Origin of the sequence: Kitasatospora sp. NPDC052896 (assembly GCF_044547075.1) — a bacterium.
In the GTDB taxonomy this organism is placed as follows: domain Bacteria; phylum Actinomycetota; class Actinomycetes; order Streptomycetales; family Streptomycetaceae; genus Kitasatospora.
This window is the reverse complement of record NZ_JBITZU010000017.1, coordinates 70,869-92,469: the sequence shown is the minus strand read 5'-3', so window position 1 is coordinate 92,469 and position 21,601 is coordinate 70,869. Positions and strand designations below refer to the sequence as shown.

Genomic DNA, 21,601 nt, shown 5'->3' with positions numbered 1-21,601 from the left:
GTACCCCCGCCTCCGGTTGCCGCACGGAGGTGGACCGTTCGGCCCATCCGCGACCGTGCGCGTGGCGGCCACCCGCCGCGGACCGCGCGGGGGGGCGGGGCTCGTGGGTGTTGCGAAGCATGCGGACATGTCGGGGTGACGGTGTGTGTGATCGACAAAATATCGCCAATTTCCCACCCGCCGGACCTCACACGGTATTTACTGTGTACCGCGCCTCGCCGCGCGTGCATGTCAGTTCGGCCGTCGGCCGGTGGGGGGCCCATGCTGAGTTCCATATTCATGATCATCGTCTCCAGTTGCCTGTTCTGGATGGCCGCGCTCACCCTGTGGTGGATGCTGCACGCCTGGCGGACGCCCGAGACGCTGGCCTCGACCAGGTTCGCCGCTCCCGACGGCACCTGCGGGCTCGCCTTCTCGTTACTCGTCCCGGCCCGGCACGAGCAGCAGGTGCTGGCGCACACCGTCCGTCGATTACTCCGGTCCACCCACAGCGCCTACGAGATACTCGTCATCGTCGGCCACGACGATCCGCAGACCGCCGCCGTGGCCCGCCAACTCGCCGCGCAGACCCCGGACCGGGTCCGGGTGATCACCGACACCCACCGGGTCAAGAACAAGCCCAAGGCACTCAACTCCGCGCTGCCGTACTGCCGCGGCGAGGTGGTCGGCGTCTTCGACGCCGAGGACCAGGTCCACCCCGACCTGCTCGCCCACGTCGACCACGCCTTCCGGGCCACCGGCGCCACCGTGGTGCAGGGCGGCGTCCAACTGATCAACTTCCACTCCAGCTGGTACAGCCTGCGCAACTGCCTGGAGTACTTCTTCTGGTTCCGCAGCCGGCTGCACCTGCACGCCACCAAGGGCTTCATCCCGCTCGGCGGCAACACCGTCTTCGTCCGCACCGACGTGCTGCGCCGGGCCAACGGCTGGGACGAGAACTGCCTGGCCGAGGACTGCGACCTCGGTGTGCGGCTCTCCGCCGGTGGCGAGAAGGTGGTGGTCGCCTACGACTCCGCGATGGTCACCCGTGAGGAGACCCCGGACTCGCTGTACGGCCTGCTCAAGCAGCGCACCCGGTGGAACCAGGGCTTCCTGCAGGTCTACCGGAAGAAGGACTGGCGCCAACTGCCCGAGCTGCGGCAGCGGATGCTGGCCCGCTGGACCCTCGCCACGCCGTTCCTGCAGGCCTTCTCGGGCGTGGTGATCCCGATCGACCTGGCTCTCGCGGTCACCGTCAAACTCCCGGTCACCGTCGCGTTGTTCTCGTTCATCCCGGCCGCTCCGGCGCTCGCCACCTTCGCCTTCGAGCTGGTCGCGCTGCACGACTTCGGGGTGCAGTACGGCCTGCGGGTGCGCGCCGTGCACTACCTCAAGCTGATCGCCGGCGGCCCGCTCTACCAGGTGGTGCTGGCCGGTGCCGCGTTGCGCGCGGTCTGGCGGGAACAGCGCGGCAACAACTCGTGGGAGCTGACCAGACACGTCGGCGCGCACCTCACCGACTGAGCACGAGTCCTCCCCGACCGGGGACGAGCCCTCCCCTCCGCGCAGCCCCCGGTCAGCCGCTGCCCGAAAGAGAGAAGCGAGTGACCACACTGCTGGACACGGCGGCCCGCACCACCGCCGCGCCGATCGAGCACCGGCCGCCCCGGCTCCGCCGGGCCCTGCGTCAACTCCCCCGGCCCGCACACCCCGACCGGTGGATCGCGCTGGCGGTGACGGCCGCGGTGCTCGTCGTCCAGGGCTGGAACATCGCCGGCTACCCGACCGTCAGCGACGACGAGGGCACCTACCTGGCACAGGCCTGGGCCGTCCAGCAGGGGCACGCGCTCGCGCCCTACACCTACTGGTACGACCACCCGCCGCTGGGCTGGATCCAACTCGCGGTGCTCTCCTGGCTCCCCGGGCTGTTCGCCTCCCCGGCGCACCTGTTCACCGCCGAGATGCGGGTGGCGATCCTCCCGGTCACCGGTGCGGCCTGCCTGCTGCTGTACACGCTGGCCCGCCGGCTCGGGCTGAGCCGCTGGTGCGGCGCGCTGGCCGTGCTGCTGTTCGGTCTCTCGCCGCTCTCGGTCGGGCTGCAACGCGAGCTGTTCCTGGACAACTTCGCGGTGGCCTGGATCCTGGCCGCCTTCGTGCTGGCCGCCTCGCCACGGCGACACCTCTGGCACCACGTCGCCGCCGGCCTCTGCTCCGGGGTGGCCGTGCTCTCCAAGGAGACCATCGTCACCGTGCTGCCCGCGGTGCTGTTGCTGCTGTGGCAGCGCGGCGACCGCACCACCCGGAAGTTCTCGGTGGTCGGCTTCGCCAGCGCGGCCGCCCTGATCGGCGTCGGCTATCCGCTCTACGCCGCGCTCAAGGGCGAGTTGGTGCCCGGCCGCGGGCACGTCTCACTGATCGGCGGCCTGCTCTTCCAGGTGGAACGGCCCGGTTCCGGCTGGATCCTGACGCCCGGCTCGGGCTCCCACCAGACGCTGGACTCCTGGCTCTACTACGACCGGGTGCTGATCATCGGCGGCCTGGTCGCCGCGCTCGCCCTGCTGCCGGTCCGCCGGATGCGCGCGCCCGCGCTGGCGGTGCTGCTGCTCGCCCTGGTGGCACTGAAACCGGGTGGATACCTGCCGGCGATGTACGTGATCCAGGCGCTGCCGTTCCTCGCGCTCTGCCTGGCCGGCGCGGTCCGTTCGGCGGCCCGGGTCGCCCTGGGCCGGCCGCCGTGGCTGGGGCCGCGTCCGTTGCGGATCGGCGCCCTGGCGCTGGTGGGTGCGCTGGCGGTCGGGTTCACCGTGCCGCGCTGGTACCAGGGCGACCGGGTGGCCGTCACCGCCGACGCCAACGCCGGCTACGACCAAGCGGCCCGCTGGATCCGGGCCGACATCCCCGACCCCGAGCACACCCGGATCGCCGTGGACGACGCGCTCTGGCTCGACCTCGTCCACGACGGCTTCCAACCCGGCACCGGGGTGATCTGGTTCTACAAGCTGGACCTCGACCCGGCCGTCGCCAAGGCCCTGCCACAGGGCTGGCGCAGTCTCGACTACATCGTCTCCACCCCCACCCTGCGCCAGGACCCGGACGCGTTGCCGACCGTCGAGGCCGCGCTGGCGCACTCCACCGTCCTGGTCTCGTTCGGTTCCGCGGCGGACCGCATCGAGATCCGACAGATCGTCAAATCCGGTAACTAGCAGCAGCCCTGGAGGAGCGCACTGTGCACCGAACGTCCCGCCCCAGGTCAACTCTGGCCGCTTTCACCGTCTTCACCCTGCTCGCCCTGCTGATCGTCGCCCGGCCCGCCTTCGCCGGGGCCAACCTGGTGGTCAACCCGGGCTTCGAATCGCTCGACTCCACCGGCTTCCCGACCTGTTGGGAGAAGTCCGGCTGGGGCAACGGCACGGTCGCCTACGCCGTCAGCCCCAACGCCCACAGCGGCAGCCGGGCGATGCAGATCACCGTCAGCGGGGTCACCACCGGCGACGACAAGGCGATGATGCTGGAGAACCCCTCCTGCGCGCCCTCGGTGACCCCCAACCACCAGTACGACCTGGGCCTCTGGTACACCACGACGACGCCGGACACCGTGGTCACCGCGTTCCGGCACGACGTGGCGACCGGCTGGCAGTACTGGACCGACCTGGAGACCCTGCCGGTCACCTCGGCCTACCAGCACACCAGCGTGCGCACCCCGGTGATCCCGCCCAACACCGACCAGATCACCTGGGGCGTCACCGTCTACGGCACCGGCACCCTGCTCACCGACGACTACACGATGGAGGACGCCACCGTCCCCGCGAGCGGCGCGGTGTGCACGGCCGGCGCGGCCTGCACCACCGGCTCGTGGCAGGTGCTGCCCTTCCTCAACCCGGTGCGCAGCATGCACGCCATCGTGCTGCACAACGGCAAGGTGCTGCTGATGGCGGGCTCGGGCAACGACCCGATGATGTTCAACGCCGGCACCTTCACCTCCGCCGTCTACGACCCGGCCACCGGCAGCTTCACCCAGATCCCCACCCCGTCCGACATGTTCTGCTCGGGTCACGTCCAACTCCCGGACGGCCGTGTGCTGATCATGAGCGGCACCAAGTCCTACCCGGCCGCCGACGGCTCGCACGGCTATGAGGGACTGACCAGTTCCTACATCTTCGACCCGGCCACCAACACCTACAGCCGGGTCAACGACATGAACGACGGCCACTGGTACCCCTCGGCCACCGAGATGGGCGACGGCGACATCATGACCTTCGGCGGTCTGCGCGCGGACTCCACCGGCAGCGTCACCGCCGAGCGGTTCTCCTTCGCCAAGCAGCAGTGGCTGCCGACCAGCCAGGTCAACCAGACCTGGAACTTCTTCGGCCTCTACCCGTCGATGATCCTGATGCAGGACGGCCGGCTCTTCTACACCGGCAGCCACGTCTTCGGCAACGGCACCCCCGGCACCGGCGCGTCCATCCTGGACTACAACGCCAACACCGTGACCGACGTGCCCGGCCTGCAGAGCAAGGACACCCGCGACCAGTCGATGAGCGTCCTGCTGCCGCCGGCGCAGGACCAGCGGGTGATGGTGATGGGCGGCGGCAACGTCGACACCAACGTGGACGCCGGCCGGCAGACCGACCTGATCGACCTCAAGGCCGCCTCGCCCGCCTACACCCCGGGCCCGCTGCTGCCGCAGGGCACGCTCACCGGCGGCGCGCCGGAGAGCCCCGGCCAGGGCAAGATGTACGTCTCCGCCGTGCTGCTGCCCAACGGTCAGGTCTTCGAGACCGGCGGCGCGCTGCACAACCGGGCCGATCCGGTCTTCGAGGCCTCGATGTTCAACCCGACGTCGAACACCTTCACCCCCGGCATGGCCACCGACCCGATCCCGCGCGGCTACCACTCGGCGTCCTTCCTGCTGCCCGACGCCCGGGTGATGACGGTCGGCGACAACCCCGGCGACGGCAGCTTCAACATGCACGTCTCGATCTACACGCCGCCGTACCTCTACCAGGGCGCCCGGCCGCAGATCACCGGCGTCACCAACACCATGTGGTCGTACGGGTCGAGCCAGCACATCACGGTGGACGCGCCGATCGTGCGGGCCGAGCTGATCCGGCCGGCCGCGGTGACCCACTCCTCCGACCCCAACCAGCGCTTCGTCGACCTGCCGCTCACGGTGAACAGCGACGGCAGCGTGAACCTCAACGTGACCAGCAACCCCAACCTCGCCCCGCCCGGGTACTACATGCTCTTCGCGGTCAACGCGAACGGCGTGCCGTCGGTGGCGCAGTGGGTGCACCTGCAGTGACGTCTTTCCCTCGGCAAGGAGATCCCGTCATGCCCTCCTCCCCCTTCCTCCGCCGGCTGGCCGCCGCCGGGGTGGGCGGCGCGGCCGTCGCGGGCCTCGCGGCGCTCGTGCTGGCACTGCCCGCCGGCAGCGCGCAGTCCGCGGCGGTCCGGCCGGCCGGCACCCAGCGTCCCGACCCGCACATCCTCGACTTCGCCCGTGGCGCCGAGCCGGCGGCCCCCAGGGCGGCGCTGCCCCGGCCGGCGGTACCGCGTGCCGCCGAGACCCCGGTCTCGGCCAAGGCGGACGGCTGCGAGCACGCCTACGGCGAGGTCAACGTGTGCGTCCCGACGTCCTTCCCGGCGGGCGTGCCGGCGACCGCCGGGGCCCGCTGCCAGTGGCTGCTCGCTCACGGCTTCCCGCCGCTGGTGGTGAACGGCCGCGACCCGTACGGCCTGGACACCAACCACGACGGCATCGCCTGCGACCGGGGTGACGCCGGAGTCGCCCAGTAACCTCCCACGCGCACCGGCCGTGGTGGCTCCGGCGGGGGTCACCACGGCCGGTTTCGTCCTCCTCGGCCCATCTGCGACCATGGCCGCTGGTCCGGAGCACGGCGACAGGCGGTGCTCACCACCGCCCTGGGGAGATCGCGCACCTTGTCCGAGCAGCCCGCAGCCCCGTCGTCCGCCGCGTTGCAGGCTGACTGCGCCAACTGCTTCGCACTCTGCTGCGTCGCCCTGCCGTTCGCGAAGTCGTCCGACTTCGCGGTCGACAAGGACGCCGGGAAGCCCTGCGGGAACCTGCTGGCCGACTTCCGCTGCGGCATCCACACCGACCTGCGCGCCAAGGGCTTCACCGGCTGCACGGTCTTCGACTGCTTCGGCGCCGGCCAGAAGGTCTCCCAGGTCACCTTCGGCGGCCAGGACTGGCGACGGGCCCCGAAGTCGGCCCGGCAGATGTTCCAGGTCCTCCCGGTCATGCGGCAACTGCACGAGCTGCTCTGGTACCTGACCGAGGCGCTGGGGTTGCCGCCGGCCGCCCCCCTGCACGCCGAGCTCCGCCAGGCCCTGGACCGCGTCGACCAGCTGACCCTCGCCGCCCCCGAGGCCCTCACCACCCTCGACATGCCCACCGTCCGTGCCGAGGTCAACGCCCTCCTCCTGGAGACCAGCGAACTCGTCCGCGCCAAGGTCCCCGGCAGGAAGCGGAACCACCGCGGCGCCGACCTGATCGGCGCCAAGCTGGCGGGCGCCGACCTCCGCGCCGCCAACCTCCGCGGCGCCTACCTGATCGCCGCCAACCTGCGGAACGCCGACCTCCGCGACGCCGACCTGATCGGCGCCGACCTCCGCGACACCAACCTCCCCGGCGCCGACCTCACCGGCGCCATCTTCCTCACCCAAGCCCAACTGAACGCCGCCCGGGGCGACTCCAGCACCAGGCTCCCGGCCCACCTCGACCGCCCGGCGCACTGGTAGTCGCCGGCCAACGCCTTCGTCAGACCAGGTCGACGCGACGGGCGACCGCCTGGGCGTGCTCGGCCAGCAACTCCACAACGTCGACCGTTTCCCCGGCTGTGGTGCGAATGTGGGCCACCGCGCAAAGCGCCGTCATCGCCACATCCAACAACTCCCGCTCCACATCGAGCATCGTCGCAGTACACCCCTTGCGTGGGCCCGCGAGGTGCGGGAGTGCCAGGTAACAGCTCAACCTAACCGGCTCAACAGGCTCATGACGGTGGCTCACAAGTCGTGGGGCGACTTCACTCTCCAGGGCTTTGGGCCTACGCTCGGCGATCAGGTATTCGGCACGACTCCGCGCCCCCCAGTACCCGCGCTGCTGGCACAGGCGCTGGCCGAGCGCCTGGGCCGGCCGGTAAGCCTCGCGGAAATCGGCATGGGCAGCCTGCGGGATCCGACGCCCTCGATGGGGTTGGATTTCGCCAGGACCCCGACCGACGCCGTACGCGTCGCCACGCACTTCTGGAGCCACGTGGATCGCCGCGACTTCCTCGGCAGCAGTTTCGCCATCTCCGCCTACGCCACACCCGTCACCCGCTGGCTGGTCAGGCCGACCGACGACAACGTGGCCCAGCGCGACGGCCGCCGCGTGGGCCGACGCGATCTGGACGAGTTGTGGGATGCGGCCGACGAAGCCAGACGCTGGGACTCCAAGTACGGCGGCGGGAACTGGAAAGCCAACTCGGTCACCGACTGCCTCAAGCACCGCGCCGCGCCGCTGCTGAACGGGAGCTTCACCGACCCCATCGGCAAGGAACTCTTCTCCGTCACCGCCGAACTCAGCCGCGTCACCGGCTGGTCCGCGTTCGACGTCGGCCAGCACGACGCCGCACAGCGTCACTTCATCCAGGCGCTGCGCCTGGCCAGAGCCGGCGGCAACGTCGAACTCGGTGGCTACGTCCTGACGACCATGGCTCTGCAGGCCTTGCTGCGCGGCTACTCCAGCGAAGCAATCGACATGGCCCAGGGCGCCTTCGAGCGCTCCAAGGGCATAGCAGCACCCCGCGTGCTGGCGTTCAGCAAACTGATCGAGGCCAGGGCCCACGGCCGCGCGCGAGATCCACGGGCAGCGGCAGCAGCCCTCTCCAGTGCCGAAGCCCTGCTCGGCCAGGCCCGCCCGGACCGGGAACCAGCCTGGATCGGCTACTTCGACCATGCCAGGCTCTCCGCCGATGCCACCGAGATCTACCGGGACCTGCACAACCCCAAGGCAGCTCTGACGTGGAACGCTCAAGCCGCCACCATGTCACCGGGTGCTTTCACCCGGTCCGTCGGGCTACGCATGACCGTAGTCGCCATGACCCACTTGCAGGCCCGGGACCTCGAACAAGGCCTTGTCCTCGGCCACCAGGCCATCGACATCCTCGCGCGGGTCCAGTCCACTCGCGCACTGGGCTACGTGCGGGACCTCACTGCCGCGCTCACACCTTGGAAGGACGAGGTCCGGGTCTCGGAGTTCGTCCACCGCGCCCGCACCGAATTGACCATGGCTATCTGACAGAACGTCATCTTTCGCCGAGCGGCGGCAGAATCTGCACTCGTGATCGCCTCCCGGCTGCTGGCCGAGGGTGCCGAGGTGCACTGCTGGGATCCGCTGGCCCGGATCACCGACGCCACCCCGTGGTCGGCCACCACCCGTCACGACACCGCCCTGCAGGCCCTCGCGGGGGCGGACGCGGCGATGGTGGTCACCGAGTGGCCCGAACTGGCCGACCTGCCGTGGGAGGACGTCGTGCACATGATGCGCCGCCCGGTCCTCTTCGACGGCCGCAACCTGCTCGACCCGACCCGGATGCGCGATGCCGGCTTCAACTACCTTTCTGTCGGCCGGCCCTGAGCGCACGGCCGCGGCCCGCAGGAGGACGGGCGTCTCCCGGGGGCCGCGGGCGGGGTGCGTCAGTACAGACCCTGGGTCAGCGCGACCGAGTCCGGCACCGCGACCACCTCGGGGACCGAGAGGGGCATGATGCCGTAGATCTGCTGGGCCACGTAGTGGGCGGACATCATGGCCCCCTCCTGCCAGCCCGGGAGCGGGGAGACCTGGTCTCCGGTGACGTAGAAGCACTCGTCCAGGCCCTCGGGCTGGAGGAGCTGCTTGTAGGCCCTGAGGTGACTCGGCTCCGCCGGCTTCCAGTCCGCCCAACCGCCCAGCTGGAAGGGAACCTTGTGCCAGGCGATGGTGACGCCCTTGTCGTCGGGCACCAACTTCCTGTCCTCGAACTCCGGGTGCAGTTCGACGGCACCCTTGCGGGCCAGCTCCAGGCGCTTCTTCGGGGTCATCCTGCCGAGGTCATCGGCGGCTTTGGCGAAGTTGTAGGCGCCGGTCAGGGTGCCCTTGTCGGAGAAGAAGTCGTTGGAGGGGTACCAGAGTTGGGTGATGTTGTGACCGGTCCAGCTGATCCCGCCGTAGATGCCCTCGCTGTCGCCGGCCTGGTCGAGATCGCCCTCCCAGAAGCGCCGGTTGGCCTGCCAGCCCACCTTGCAGGTCTTCTCGAACTCCACCACCTTGAGCGCGGCCTCGAACTCCTTGGAGAAGCCCGAGCGTTTGATGCCCTTGAGGACCGGGATCGGGATGTTGCTCACGCAGTAGACGGGCGTCGTGTGGTGGTCCTTCTCGTTCTGGCGGTAGCTGACCCTGACCCCGCCGACGCCGTCCGGGTCGATCTCGATCCCGGTGACCACGGCTCCGAGCTTGATCTTCGCACCGGCCTTCTTCGCCTCGCGGGCCAGCGCGTCGACGATCTTGTCCATGCCGCCGACCGGCTGGAACATGGTGGCCTGCCAGAGGTAGTCCACCGGCTGGTAGAAACGGGCCTTCCAGTAGCCCGAGTTGACCAGGTCCTCGAAGGGCAACGGCGGGGCGGGGGTGGGCCAGTCCTCGACGACGGGCGAACCGAGGTAGCCGGACCGGGTCGAGCCGCGGTACTTGTGACCCTCGTCCAGCGCGCCGAACACCCGGAGCAGGTCGAGCAGTTCACCGGTGAAGGCGTCCTTCTCCACCAACTCCTGGGCGATCCGGGCCGCGAGGTGGCCGCGGACGTCGTTGGCCACCCGGCGGTTGGGCCACGGCTTGGTGGTGTGCGGCGGGCGGACCAGGTTCGCCGTGGTCTCCATGACGTACGGCTCCAGCGCGACCTTGAAGTCACGGCAGTACTTGAGCACCCGCCGGTGGTGGTACGGGATGCGGCCGGGGCCGAGGTTGAGGTAGAGCTTGTCGTCGAAGGCGCACTTGTGGGTCAGGACGGGCCGGCCGGTCTTCTCGTCCAGCTCGTAGAGTTCGTCGTCCTTGCGCGCGGTGCGGTTGCGTCCGCCGACCCGGTTCTGCGCCTCCAGCACGGTGCAGGCGTAGCCGAGCCGGCTCAGCTCCAGTGCCGCGGTCAGGCCGGCCACGCCGCCGCCGAGGATCAGCACCTCCTCCGGCTCGCCGGTCTTCGCCGTGGCCTGGAGCGGGCCGGTCCAGCCGGTGGCCTCCGGCCCGGCCGCGCCGATCATGGCCTGGTAGAGCGCCTTCGCTTCGTTGCCCACGGGCTTGCCCGGTGCCGGCCGCTTCTTCGGAGGGGTCATCTGGGTCCTCTTCTCTCGTACTGAAGGCTGATGTGATGAACGGCTGAGCGAGTGGTCGAACAGCCAGCGATCCTTCAGCCCATTCGCAGACGAAGCAATGCAGCACGCGGCGATTCACCCGTACGGAGACGGGCGACTCCGGCGCACTCCGCTTCACGGCCGCCCGTCACCGCCGAGGACCGGCCGGGTGCCCGGCCGGTCCTCGGCGGTGACGGGTTCGACGTGGCCCTGGCCGTGACCCGCGCGCTAGCGGAGAGCCGGGTGGTCGTACTCGGGCAGCGTGATGTCTCCGGCTTTGGCGAACTGCGCGGCGAGCAGGTTCCGCATCGGCCAGCGGTTCATCGACCGCATCGAGAGGTCCCGCAGGCGGATGGCGAGGGCGCTGGAGGGCGCGTATCCCGAGGCGCCGCCGGGTGGCAGCTGCTGGGCCTGCCGGACGTAGGGGCGCATGACCTGGTCGTAGCTCCGGAAGGCGACGCGGTGGTCGCCGTCGGCGCGGGCGAGTTCACCGGCCAGCACGTAGGCGCCGACCAGGGCCAGGCTGGTTCCCAGACCGGAGAGCGGCGTGGCGCAGTATCCGGCGTCGCCCAGGAGCGCCACCCGGCCGCGGGACCAGTGGTCGAGGCGCACCTGGCCCATGGAGTCGAAGAAGAAGTCGGACGCCGTGCGCATCGCCCGCAGCAGCCGCGGCACCTCCCATCCGGCACCGGCGAAGCGTCGGGCCACGATGTCCTGCTGCGCGGCGGTGTCGCGGCGGTCGTAGCCGATCGGCCTCGACCGGAAGCTGAGGCCGGCCTTGATCTCACCGGGCAGACGCCCCGGCCGAGCCGACGCGACGAGCCCGCCGGGCAGGTTGAACATCTGGTACCAGCCGTCGAGGTCCATCTCCTCGGTGGCGGTGAACCATGCGGTGTGGACGTCCAGCGGGCGGACGTGGTCCGCCTCCGGACCGAAGGCCAGTGCCCGCACCACGGAGTGCAGCCCGTCCGCGCCCACGACCAGCCCGAAGCGACGCGGGTCGGCCTTCTCGAAGGTGACGGTGACTCCGTCGTCGTCCTGGGCGAGCCCGGTGACGGTGTCGTCGAACAGGTACTCGGTGTCCGGCAGGGAGGCTTCGTACAGCAGGCGGCCGAGGTCACCTCGGAGAATCTCGATCTCGGAGACGATTCCCTCGCCGCCGAAACCGTCCACCGGCATCCGAGCGGTGATGCGGCCGGAGCTGTCGACGAAGGCGAGGCCGCGCTGGTCGACGCTCACCGCCCGCGCCCGGTCCATCAGACCCATCCGCGTGATCACGGTGCGACCGGCGCCGCGCAGGTCCACGGTCTGACCGCCCGGCCGGGGCGCCGGGGCGCGCTCGACGACGGTGACGGTGAAGCCCGCCTGGCGCAGCCAGTATGCCAACGCGGGACCGGCGATGCCGGCGCCGGAGATGAGTATGTCGGTGTTCCGCATAAGGCCGAATGTACGGCGTACGCATTGAGCTTGCAAGCCTTGAAGTCGCGGCTGAGCAAGAGAAATTGACGGGCAGTGCACTAGTGCTGGGATGGTCGCGTCCGTCCGGTCCGGCACCGGTGGGGGCACTTCCCCGACGTGACGACTAGGGTGGTGCGCATCCAGGTGCACTAGTGCGGAGGGGAGCCGTGGGCCAACAGGGAGCACCGCGCTACGGCGAGATCGTCGCCGAACTGCGGCAGCGCATCGAGGCGGGCGAACTGGCGCCGGGCGACCGGGTGCCCTCGACCCGCGAGATCACCCGGCGTTGGGGCGTGGCCATGGCGACCGCGACCAGGGTGCTCACCGAACTCCGTCACGAGGGCCTGGTTCGCGCCGTCCCGGGCGTCGGCACGGTCGTCGAGACCGGCAGCCGGCCGGCACGCACCGGCCACCCGGCCGCGACGCGCCCGGGCGCCCCCTCCGGCACGGCGGTGTCCGCCCGTCGGAAGGGAGCCTCGGACGAGGCGCTCACACTCGAACGGATCGTCACCGCCGCCACCGCGGTCGCCGACACGGAAGGGCTGGCCGCGGTCTCGATGCGCCGGGTCGCCGGCGAACTCGGGGTGGCGACCATGTCGCTGTACCGGCACGTGGCCGACAAGGACCACCTGCTGACGCGGATGATGGACGCGGCGTTCTCCCGGTGGACGTTCCCCGCCGACCCGCCGGAGGGCTGGCGGGACCGGCTCACGCTCGCCGCCCGGATGCTGTGGGGAATGTTCCGCCGTCACCCGTGGCTCGCACCGGCTCTGTCGGTGACCCGGCCGCAACCGGTCGCCAACGCGGTGCCCTTCACCGAGTGGACGCTCGCCGCCCTGGACGGCCAGGGTCTCGATCTCCCGACGGTCTTCACCGCGCACCTCACGTTGTTCAACTACGTCCGCGGCACCGCCGTCAACGTCGAGCTGGAGGCGGAGGCGGAGGCACTCAGCGGCCTGGACAACGAGCAGTGGCTGGACGCGCAGGAACCGGCGCTCCAGGAAATCCTGGCTCCCGGTCGGTTCCCGACGTTCGAGCGGCTCGTCACGGCCGGGTACGACCTCGACCTGGACGAGCTGTTCGAGTTCGGCTTGCAGCGCCTCCTCGACGGCATGGCGGTGCTCCTCGACGGGCAGTCCCGACCCCGGTCCTGACCCGCCGGCTTCGCCCCGACGTCGCCCCCGCGCGGCTGACGCGCGGTCGGACCCCTCGCGCCCTACCCGGCGGGTTCCGCGATCAGGGCGGTGGCGACGTGGCGGAAGCCGGCGCGGGCGTGGATGCGGGCGGCGGAGCGGGGGACGGCGTCGTAGTGGCGCTCGGTCCGGGCGAGGAGCTGGTCATCGGCGTCGGTGGTCATCCGGGGCATCGAAGCAGCGGCCGCCGCTCGACGCCACCGGTTTACCGGCACCGCGAGGACGGTCGCTAGGGTGGGCGGTCCCACACGTCGAGAGGTCCGGTTCAGATGCCCGAGAAATCCGCGCCCAAGGCGCTGCTGCGGCTGACCGGGGTGAGCCGCTCGTACGGCGAGCGGGAGGTGCTGCACCCGGTCGACCTGGCGCTGGCCGCCGGCGAGTGCGTCGCGCTGCTCGGCCACAACGGATCCGGCAAGTCGACGCTGCTGCGGATCGCGGCCGGGCGCGACCTGCCGACCAAGGGCACGGTCCGCTTCGACGGGCTGCCGATGGACGAGAACGACCCGCGGATCCGCGCCCGGGTCGCCGTGGTCGGCGACACCGTCGCCTGCTACCCCGACCTCACCGTGCGCGAGCACCTGCTGCTGGTCGCCGTCGCCCACGGGGTCGCCGACGCCCGGGAGTGGGTCGAGCAGGTGCTGGTCGACCGGATGCTCGCCGAGCGGGCCGACGCGCTGCCGTCGGCGCTCTCCTCCGGGCAGCTGCAGGCGCTGCTGCTGGCCTGCGCGCTGGTCCGGCCGCGCGACCTCCTGCTGCTGGACGAGCCCGAGCAGCGCCTCGACCCGGAGGCACGTCGCCGGCTCGCGGACCTGCTCCGGGCCGAGCTGGCGGACGGCGTGGCGGTGCTGCTGGTCACCCACCACGGCGACCTGGCCCGGGAGGTGGCCGACCGGGTGGTGGTACTGGAGGACGGCCGGATCCTGGAGCAGGGGACGCCCGGCAAGGTCCTCGGCGAGCCGGCGGAGGCGGGCAACCGGTGAGCGACACCGCCGTCGAGAGCGAGCGGGAAGCCCCCGCCGAGTGGTCCGCCGACGACGACTGGACGGACGAGGCCCTCGCCCTGCTCCGCGCCATGCGCGCCCCGCACCGCCGGCAGCGCGCCAAGCAGGCCGCCTTCGCGGTCTACTGCACGCTGCTCGTGCTGGTCGTCTGGGGGGCCGTGCCCAGCCTCGGCCTGTTCCTGCAGGCCTCGATGGGCGCCGACTACACCCGGCACGGCGGCCTCCTGCTCGCCGCGATGCCCAGCGGGATCACCGCGCTCGGGCTGGCCACCGTGCTGCTGGTGGTCCGTGACGGCCTGTGGCGCGGCCCGGTCGTGCCGCCCCGGGCGACCGCCGACTGGCTGCTCGCCCACCCGGTCCGCCCGCGCCCGGTGCTGCGGCCGTGGTTCTGGCTCTCCTGCGCGTTGGCGGTCTTCCCCGGCCTGGTGACGGCCTGCGGGGGCATGGTCGCGCTGGGCCTGACGGCCGGGGTCGGGCTGCCCGCCGCGCTCGGCTGGTGCCTGGTCGGCGGCGTCTGCCTGCCGCTGCTGGCCACCTGCGCCGGGCTGCTGGTGGAGCGCAGTGACCGGGCCGCCGGCTGGGTGCGCCGGCTCACCCCGTACCTGACGCTGCTCGTGCTGGCGCTCGGTACGCAGAGCACCCTCGCCGCGGCCGGACATCCGGTGCGCTGGCTGGAGCGGGTCGAGCTGTGGTCGGGTCCGTGGGGCTGGGCCGGGATCGCCGCGCTGGCGCCGACCCGGGCGGCCGTGCCCGGCGGCTGGCTGGCGGCCGGGCTGCTGGTGGTGCCCACCGTCGGCTGCCTGGTGCTCGCCGACCGGGCCGCCGCGACCGTCTCACTGCACCGGCTGCGCGCCCGTGCCCGGGCGGCGGCCGGGGTGCTGGCCGCGCTGCGCACGGTCGAGCTGCGGGCCGCACGGCTGACGGTGACCAGCGCCTCGGGCGGCACCCGGCAGCGCCGGGTCCGGCTGCCCGCGCCGCGCCGGGCCTGGCTGGTGGTGCCCTGGCGGGACGCCCTGGCGCTGCTGCGCTCTCCCGGACGGCTGGGCCGCGCGGTGGTGCTGGCCGTGCCGGCGCTGCTCTGCGCGGACCTCGTGCACGGGCTGAGCGGCGGTGCGGCGCTGCTGGCCACGGCCGCGGCCCTGGTCTTCGGCTATCTGGCGGTCGCCCAGTTGCTGGAGCCGGCCCGGATCGAGACCGACGACATCCGCCGGGCCTCCTGGTCGCCGTACTCGGTGCCCGGGCTGATGCTGCGGCACGCGATCGTGCCGACCGTGCTCGGCACCCTGCCGGCGCTGGCCGGCGCGGCACTGGTGGTGCTGGACGGCGGCGGCCCGGCGGCCTGGCTGGCGCCCGCCGCGGTGCCGGCGCTGGTCGGGGCCGGGCTGGTGAACGCCTGCCGCGGCGTGCTGCGCCAGGACCTGCTGATCTCGCCCGCGCAGGGGGCCGGCGGCGGCACCGGCCCGCTGCTCTTCGCCGTCTGGTACGCGGCCGGCCCGCTGGTGGCGGTGGCGGCGCTGACCCTGCCGTTCGTGACCGCGCTGCACGGCCCGACGGCGGCCCCGCTCGGCAAGGCGGTGGCCTTCAGCCTGCTGCTGGCGACGGCGCTGCTGCGCTGGGCGTGGGGTCGGGCGGGCAAGCTCGGCGGACGTCCCCGCCCGGGCGCCGGCGGCTGAGCGCGGAAAGCGTTGGCGACCGGCCGCGCCCGGCTGGCATGCTGGCCGCGTGGAGAGAGTGGACAGACCTGAGATCCGCCTCAGTTTCGCCCCTGAGCTGCACCTCTTCGTCCCCGCGGCGCGCCGGGCCGGGCGGTCGGCGGTGCGGACCGACGGCGCCTCGACGCTCGGCCATCTGGTGGAGTCCCTCGGGGTTCCGCTCACCGAGGTCGGCGCGCTGCTCGCGGACGGCCGACCGGTGCCCGTCTCGCACGTCCCCGGGGCCGGCGAGGAGATCGCGGTGCACGGCGTGCCGCGCCCGCAGCGGCTGGAGGGCCCGGCCCGCTACCTGCTCGACGTGCACCTCGGGACGCTGGCCCGCCGGCTGCGGCTGCTGGGTATCGACGCCGCCTACGAGAACCCGGACATCGGCGACGCCGCGCTGGCCGCCCGCTCGGCCGCCGAGCGGCGGGTGCTGCTCTCGCGCGACCGGGGGCTGCTGCGCCGCCGGGAGATCTGGGCCGGCGCCTACATCTACAGCCACCGCCCGGCCGACCAGCTACGGGACGTGCTCTCCCGGTTCGCGCCGCCGCTGGCCCCCTGGACCAGGTGCACGGCCTGCAACGGGACGCTGCGCGAGGCCGCCAAGGAGGCGGTGCAGGAGCGGCTGCGGGACGGCACCGAGCGCTCGTACGACACCTTCGCGCAGTGCGTCGACTGCGCCCAGGTCTACTGGCGCGGCGCCCACCACGCCCGGCTGGACGCGATCGTGGCCGAGGCGGTGGCCGAGTTCGGCACCGGGCCGTCACCCGAGGGGGACGGTCACTCGGCGATCCCGCGGGTGAGCAGCACCACGGTGACGAACGCGCGGTAGAGCCGGATCGGGTCCCGGTCGGTGATCCGCACGGTCAGCTCGTCGGTGCGGACCACGCCGGTGATCCAGGTGGCCTGCTCGGCGAGGTCGGCGTTGCGGAACCGGACGGTCAGCGTGGCGGGCAGCTCGATCGTGGGCAGTGCGGTCGCGGCCGGGCCGGCCTCGGCCAGCCCGCGCACCGCGGCGTGGGCCCGTTCCCGGATCAGCTCCCGGGCCGCCTCGGGGTGCAGGCTGTCCGCCGCGAACCGGGAGACCGAGGTCTTCACCACCGCGCTGCGGACACCGGGGCAGAACGGCGCGATCTCACCGGCCGTCACGTCGTCGCCGGTGATCAGCAGCACCGGGACCCGGTGTCCGAGCGCGACCAGCGCGTTGATCGCCGCCTCCCCCGCGGGCGTGCCGTTCAGCCGGACCTCGGCGATCGCCCGCGGATTGTAGGTGTGCGACAGGGTCGAGGCGGGGCCGGCCATCGAACCGTGGTAGGAGACCAGGAAGACCCCGTCGAACGAGGCGTCCAGGCCCTGCATCATGTAGAGCGGCTTGTGCCGTCCGGACAGGTAGCGGGCCCGGCCGGCGAGCGCCTCCGGGCGCAGGTTGGCCATCGCCCCGTGCGAGTCGTTGACCAGGAACTCGGACGCGCCGCCGGCGGCGGCGCCCTCGATGGCGGCGTTCACCTCGGCTTGGAGCAGCCCGCGGTAGTGGCCGTAATCGGCACCCGTCGACCGGCACTGGTCCCAGTCGACGACCCCCGCGGTGCCCTCCATGTCGGAGGAGATGAAGATCTTCACAGTGTCCTCCGCCACCGCGCCAGGGCCGGCGCGGTCCCGGGGAGGCGCCGGCGGAGCACCACGCCCTGGGCGCCCAGCGTCAGCGCGATGTACAGGTAGACGGTCGCCGGCCCGAGCGCGCCGCCCCGGTCGACGTGGTCGATCCAGGCGTCCAGCGCGAAGTGCACCACGATCGCCGCCACCCACAGCGCGGTGGTCAACGGTGTCCCCTGGCGCAGCGCGGTGCCGTCCGGCTCGCGCCAGACCCGGACCGTCATCGCCCGGACCACTCCGAACCCGACGGCGACCAGCAGGCTCAGCAGCAGCAGCGCGACGGCTCCCCCGGCCACCGGGTGCAGCTTCGTCACCGACGTCACGCCGAAGACCAACCCGGCCACCCCGAGCACCGTCAGGATGCCCAGCAGCACGACCGGAGTGTCCTCGCGCAGCGGTCTGACCTTGAGCTGACGGACGATGATCAGGGCCACGACGGCCGCGGTGACGAGGTAACTGTCGGCACTACCGTTCATGGCAACCCCTCCCCCGTGCGCGCCACCCCCGTGACGCAGGCGACAGGTTACCGCCCGAGGACCGGCCTGCCAGCCCGGTAGACCGCGCGAACGTCCGCCAGCGCGCGGAGGTCGTGCGCCGGGTTGCCCGCCACCGCGAGCAGGTCGGCGTCGTGGCCGGCGGCGATCCGGCCCTTGCGACCGGTCAGCCCGCAGGCCTCGGCGGCGAGCGAGGTGACCGAGGTGAGCGCCCCGAGGCTGCCGGTGACCTGGGAGGCGAAGTGGACCAGGTCGTCGATGAGCACGTCGTGCGGCTTGTGCGGGCCGATCCCGGCGTCGGTGCAGCAGACCACCGGCACACCGAGGCGGTGCAGCCGGGCCTGGTTCTCCCAGTAGGGCTCGATGGTCCGCAGCACCTCGTCCGGCAGCCCCGCGCGCGGCTTGATCACGGTGCAACCGACGAAGGTGCGGGCGGCGGCCATCGCCTCGGCGGTCCGGGGGTCCAGGCGTGGCAGGCCGGAGTCGGTCATGAAGGTGCAGTGCTCGACGCCGTCGACCCCGGCGGCGACGGCGTCGGCGACGCCCGCGGCGGCGTGCGCGTGCGCGGTGACGGGGAGGCCGAGAGCGTGCGCGGCCCGGGTGACGGCCCGCAACTCCGCCAGGTCGTACTGGGTGCCGCGGGGGTTGGAGCCGGGGGTGGACATGCCGCCGGTGGCCATGATCTTGACCAGGTCGGTGCCGCGCCCGGCCCGTTCGGCGACCGCGGCGACGGCCGCCTCCGCGCCGTCCGCCTCGCCGCCGAGGTACCAGCAGTGGCCGCCGGTCCGGGTGATCGGCGGGCCGGCCAGCACGAGGTGCGGGCCGAGCGCCCCGGCCTCGTACTCCGCGCGCAGGCGCAGCGAGAGGTACCCGCGGTCGCCGAGGTCGCGGACGGTGGTGATGCCGGCCCGCAGCGCGCGGGCGGCGTGCTCGCGCATCCGGGCCAGCACGGTGGCATCGTCGTCGTGGACCAGTTGCTGCTCGGCCTTGCCGTCCGGGTCGAAGACCAGGTGGCTGTGCGCGTCCACCAGGCCCGGCAGCAGGGTGACATCACCGAGGTCGGTGAGTGCCACGCCTTCGGGTGCCGCGGCGCCGCTGGTGTCGACGTCGGTGATCCGGCCGGCGTCGATCAGGACCAAGACCGGACCGCTACGCACGATCTCGCCGTCGAACCACCGCGCGGCGCGGATGGCCTGTCGGGAATCGTCCACGAAATCGTTCTCCCCCAGGTGACATGCCGTCAGAACGTTGATAAGCATACTCACGCTTTACTGACATGAGGCTTACAGTCCGCATACATCGACATGTACAGTTAAATTGACCGTCAGAGGCTGGGGGGAGGCCGCCATTACCATGGGCGCGATCGGATCCGGTGACACGTCAGGGGTCTGGCTGGCCCGTACGGTGCTGGCACTGCTGGAGGAGAAGTACGGCCGGGGCAAGGTCCCTTCGGTCCGTCGGCTCGCCCAGCACATCCGCGACGCCAACGGCGGTGCCAAGATCTCGCACGGCCACGTCCACAACATCCTGACCGGCGACGCGACCAACATCACCGACCGGACCAGGGAGATGCTCGCCCGGTTCTTCGGACTGCCCCCGTCGCGTTTCGTGCCGGCGGTCGACACCCCGCCCCCGGCCGGTGCGCACCACCTGCAGGAGACGCTGGCCTTCCGCTTCGCCTCGCTGCAGCCCGCCGAACTGGCGGCGATCGAGGCCGCGGTGCGGATCGTCCGGGAGCACAAGCAGGACGGACCGCGCGCGGCGGGCCCGGCCGACCGCAGAGGCGTGTCCGGTGAACCGATCGAGGGCCGATGAGTCGGCGGTGCCCCGAGACGCCAGGAAGGGCTGAGGTCTTGAGCAGCAGGCATGTGCGGGCGATCGCCGCGAAGTTGGTGGCGCGACTGCCCGAGATACCCCGGCCGTGGGACGTCGAGGCGCTCTGCGCGGCGCTGGCCGGCAGCCGCGGTCGCTCGCTGTCACTGCACCCGGTCGAACTGCCCGGCCTGCCCTTCGGGATGTGGTTCGACGACGGCGCGGGCGACCACATCCTGTACCGGTCGTCCGCGGTGGGCTACCACCGGGACCACATCGTGCTGCACGAGATCTGCCACCTGCTGGCCGGACACGGCACCACCCCGGCGGAGCTGCGGAGCCCGACGGACCAGGAGGGACCGACCGCCGCCGGCCTCGGGCCGCGCGCCGCGTGCAACGGCACCGAGGAGGAGCTCGCCGAGGCCTTCGCGACCATGGTTCTGAAGATCGCGGGCCAGCAACGGCCCAAGCGGGTGAGCGCGGTGGAGCGCCGGGCGGAGGAACTGTTGGGGGTCATCGGTGCATGACGTGCCCGGTTGGGTGGAGGGTTTCCGTGGCGTCATCCTGGCGGTCGTGTGGACCGTGCTGGTGCTGCGGCTGCCGGCCCTTCGTCGCCCGGCCCAACGCCCCATGTGGACCGTGCTGTTGGTGCAGGGCGGCGGTTCGCTGGCGATCCAGGCCCCGGTGGGCGCCTGGGTCGACCGGATGACCGGGATCCCCAAGGCCGACGAGCTCGCCGTCGCCCTGGTGGCCACCATCGACTTCGCCACCGTCTGGCGGTTCGCGGTCGCGCTGCACAGCGGTGGCGGCCGGGCGCCGGCCTGGCTGCGCCGTGCCCCGGAGGTGTGCGCGGCGACGATGTTCGCGCTCGCGGTGGTCTTCTTCGCCGTCACGCCGGTGGCCGAACGCTACGGTGCGCAGGCCCGCGGTCCGTGGATCGGCTACGCGGTCGTCTGGACGGCGTACGGCGCGATCACCGCGGTCGGCGCCGCCGCGCTGTTCTGGCGACACGGTGTCACCATGCGCAGCCCGGTGCTGCGGCTGAGCCTGCTGGCGCTCGCCGTCGGTGCCTCCTGCGAGCTGCCCTACCTGGTGGTGCGCGGCGTCCGCTGGTTCACCCCGAACGCGCCGGAGGTCTTCACCCTGGCCGAGTTCTGGTTCTCCTTCGCCCGCTTCGTGCTGGTCGCGCTCGGCTGCTCGCTGGCCGCGATCGAACCGCTGCGCAAGTCGGCGCTGTACCGCTACCGCAGGCAGCGGCTCTACGGCATGTGGCTGCTGCTGCGCCGGGCCACGCCGGACCTCGTGCTGATCGAGCCGCGCTCGCGGATCGCCGACCTGGTGGCCGTCGGCAACTCCTGGGAGCAGCTGCACCAGCGGGTCATCGACATCCGCGACAGCATCTCCTACCTCCACGACGGCTGGGCCTCTCCGGAGTTGCTGGCGAAGGCCGCCGGCCAGGCGCCGGGGGCCGGCGGCGGGCGAAGCGGCAGGCTGGTCGCCATCGCCTGCTGGATCGAGGTCACCCGACGGGACTCGATGGCGGGTGCGCCCAAGCTGCACGCGGAGGTCGACCAGGACCTGCTGCCGGACGTCGACTCCGGCGAGTCCACCGTCCACCGGGAGATCCGCCAACTGCTGCGCCTGCACCGCGCCCTGCGCTCCCGAGCGGTGCACGACTTCGCCGACCGCACGCACAGCCCCACCCCGGAGGCCACCGCCTCCTGAGGCACCCTGGTTAGCACGCGCCCCTTGCGACTCGCTTGACTCCGGCGGACCGGTCCACCGGCCGCCGCCAAGCGGATCGTCCAGTCCGGGCTGAGATGCTGGTCGCGATGCCGGCGGGACCGCCCCCGTGTCCCGCCGGCACCTGGAACGCCCCCGACGTCGTACTCCGGAGCGGCCCGGCCACGCACCGCCTTGCGGGTCGCTGG

General features: G+C 72.2%; 19 protein-coding genes and 1 pseudogene. 13 read left to right on the top strand and 7 right to left on the bottom strand.

Features of this window, described 5'->3' with window-relative positions:
* The first annotated feature begins 261 nt into the window (after window positions 1–261).
* The 4 genes and pseudogenes from ACIGXM_RS27125 (at window position 262) to ACIGXM_RS27110 (ending at window position 6,741) form a co-directional block, all read left to right on the top strand.
* On the top strand, window positions 262–1,503 hold the full coding sequence (locus ACIGXM_RS27125) for a glycosyltransferase (RefSeq protein WP_396565256.1): 1,242 nt from the start codon (window positions 262–264) through the stop codon (window positions 1,501–1,503).
* A gap of 80 nt (window positions 1,504–1,583) precedes the next feature.
* Window positions 1,584–3,182, top strand: coding sequence for an ArnT family glycosyltransferase (locus ACIGXM_RS27120; RefSeq protein ID WP_396565254.1), 1,599 nt, complete (start codon window positions 1,584–1,586; stop codon window positions 3,180–3,182).
* A gap of 53 nt (window positions 3,183–3,235) precedes the next feature.
* Window positions 3,236–5,775: pseudogene (locus ACIGXM_RS27115) on the top strand (galactose oxidase-like domain-containing protein).
* A 144-nt stretch (window positions 5,776–5,919) separates the two neighbouring features.
* Entirely contained in the window at window positions 5,920–6,741 is an 822-nt protein-coding gene (locus ACIGXM_RS27110; protein WP_396565252.1) for a pentapeptide repeat-containing protein, read from the top strand.
* 19 nt (window positions 6,742–6,760) lie between these two features.
* On the opposite strand, the gene ACIGXM_RS27105 is transcribed toward ACIGXM_RS27110, so the two are convergent.
* The gene (locus ACIGXM_RS27105) at window positions 6,761–6,913 is read right to left on the bottom strand and encodes a hypothetical protein (protein WP_396565250.1); all 153 of its coding nucleotides are present in this window, start codon (window positions 6,911–6,913) and stop codon (window positions 6,761–6,763) included.
* A gap of 87 nt (window positions 6,914–7,000) precedes the next feature.
* Between ACIGXM_RS27105 and ACIGXM_RS27100 the strand changes: the two genes are divergently transcribed.
* Both ACIGXM_RS27100 and ACIGXM_RS27095 read left to right on the top strand, forming a co-directional pair.
* Entirely contained in the window at window positions 7,001–8,281 is a 1,281-nt protein-coding gene (locus ACIGXM_RS27100) for a sporulation protein (protein ID WP_396565248.1), read from the top strand.
* Between the two features lie 42 nt (window positions 8,282–8,323).
* The gene (locus ACIGXM_RS27095; protein WP_396565246.1) at window positions 8,324–8,620 is read left to right on the top strand and encodes a UDP binding domain-containing protein; all 297 of its coding nucleotides are present in this window, start codon (window positions 8,324–8,326) and stop codon (window positions 8,618–8,620) included.
* A 59-nt stretch (window positions 8,621–8,679) separates the two neighbouring features.
* Here the strand turns inward: ACIGXM_RS27095 and ACIGXM_RS27090 are convergent, their stop codons facing one another.
* Together ACIGXM_RS27090 and ACIGXM_RS27085 are read right to left on the bottom strand one after the other, a co-directional pair.
* Entirely contained in the window at window positions 8,680–10,347 is a 1,668-nt protein-coding gene (locus tag ACIGXM_RS27090; protein ID WP_396565244.1) for a flavin monoamine oxidase family protein, read from the bottom strand.
* A 246-nt stretch (window positions 10,348–10,593) separates the two neighbouring features.
* Entirely contained in the window at window positions 10,594–11,802 is a 1,209-nt protein-coding gene (locus ACIGXM_RS27085; protein WP_396565242.1) for an FAD-dependent monooxygenase, read from the bottom strand.
* 188 nt (window positions 11,803–11,990) lie between these two features.
* Between ACIGXM_RS27085 and ACIGXM_RS27080 the strand changes: the two genes are divergently transcribed.
* On the top strand, window positions 11,991–12,977 hold the full coding sequence (locus tag ACIGXM_RS27080) for a TetR/AcrR family transcriptional regulator C-terminal domain-containing protein (RefSeq protein WP_396565240.1): 987 nt from the start codon (window positions 11,991–11,993) through the stop codon (window positions 12,975–12,977).
* 62 nt (window positions 12,978–13,039) lie between these two features.
* Here ACIGXM_RS27080 and ACIGXM_RS27075 read toward each other — a convergent pair whose 3' ends face one another.
* Window positions 13,040–13,180 carry a hypothetical protein gene (locus ACIGXM_RS27075; RefSeq protein ID WP_396565238.1) on the bottom strand — a complete coding sequence of 47 codons (141 nt, stop codon included), beginning with the start codon at window positions 13,178–13,180 and terminating at the stop codon, window positions 13,040–13,042.
* Between the two features lie 105 nt (window positions 13,181–13,285).
* Here ACIGXM_RS27075 and ACIGXM_RS27070 point away from each other — a divergent pair, with 105 nt between their 5' ends.
* The 3 genes from ACIGXM_RS27070 to ACIGXM_RS27060 are packed head-to-tail and all read left to right on the top strand — an operon-like array spanning window position 13,286 to window position 16,543.
* Entirely contained in the window at window positions 13,286–13,996 is a 711-nt protein-coding gene (locus ACIGXM_RS27070) for an ABC transporter ATP-binding protein (protein WP_396565237.1), read from the top strand.
* Window positions 13,993–15,690 carry a hypothetical protein gene (locus tag ACIGXM_RS27065; RefSeq protein WP_396565235.1) on the top strand — a complete coding sequence of 566 codons (1,698 nt, stop codon included), beginning with the start codon at window positions 13,993–13,995 and terminating at the stop codon, window positions 15,688–15,690. The genes ACIGXM_RS27070 and ACIGXM_RS27065 overlap by 4 nt, the downstream gene beginning before the upstream one ends.
* Before the next feature lie 58 nt (window positions 15,691–15,748).
* Complete coding sequence (locus ACIGXM_RS27060; RefSeq protein WP_396565339.1) at window positions 15,749–16,543, top strand: Mut7-C RNAse domain-containing protein; 795 nt, start codon at window positions 15,749–15,751, stop codon at window positions 16,541–16,543.
* Here ACIGXM_RS27060 and ACIGXM_RS27055 read toward each other — a convergent pair.
* Genes ACIGXM_RS27055 through ACIGXM_RS27045 form a run of 3 tightly spaced genes read right to left on the bottom strand, consistent with a single transcriptional unit; the run spans window position 16,492 to window position 19,069 of the window.
* The gene (locus ACIGXM_RS27055) at window positions 16,492–17,331 is read right to left on the bottom strand and encodes a M55 family metallopeptidase (protein WP_396565233.1); all 840 of its coding nucleotides are present in this window, start codon (window positions 17,329–17,331) and stop codon (window positions 16,492–16,494) included. The genes ACIGXM_RS27060 and ACIGXM_RS27055 overlap by 52 nt on opposite strands.
* Window positions 17,328–17,840, bottom strand: coding sequence for a hypothetical protein (locus tag ACIGXM_RS27050; RefSeq protein WP_396565231.1), 513 nt, complete (start codon window positions 17,838–17,840; stop codon window positions 17,328–17,330). Before ACIGXM_RS27050 ends, ACIGXM_RS27055 begins: the two co-directional genes overlap by 4 nt.
* A 47-nt stretch (window positions 17,841–17,887) precedes the next feature.
* Window positions 17,888–19,069, bottom strand: a complete 1,182-nt coding sequence (locus ACIGXM_RS27045) for an amidohydrolase family protein (protein ID WP_396565229.1) — start codon at window positions 19,067–19,069, stop codon at window positions 17,888–17,890.
* Window positions 19,070–19,211: 142 nt separating this feature from the next.
* On the opposite strand from ACIGXM_RS27045, the gene ACIGXM_RS27040 reads away from it, so the two are divergent.
* Genes ACIGXM_RS27040 through ACIGXM_RS27030 form a run of 3 tightly spaced genes read left to right on the top strand, consistent with a single transcriptional unit; the run spans window position 19,212 to window position 21,395 of the window.
* Window positions 19,212–19,673: a hypothetical protein gene (locus ACIGXM_RS27040; protein WP_396565227.1), complete on the top strand. Its 462-nt coding sequence runs from the start codon at window positions 19,212–19,214 to the stop codon at window positions 19,671–19,673.
* 38 nt (window positions 19,674–19,711) lie between these two features.
* Entirely contained in the window at window positions 19,712–20,197 is a 486-nt protein-coding gene (locus ACIGXM_RS27035; protein WP_396565225.1) for a hypothetical protein, read from the top strand.
* A complete protein-coding gene (locus tag ACIGXM_RS27030; RefSeq protein ID WP_396565223.1) occupies window positions 20,190–21,395 on the top strand; it encodes a DUF6545 domain-containing protein in 1,206 nt (401 codons plus the stop codon). The genes ACIGXM_RS27035 and ACIGXM_RS27030 overlap by 8 nt, the downstream gene beginning before the upstream one ends.
* Window positions 21,396–21,601: the final 206 nt, after the last annotated feature.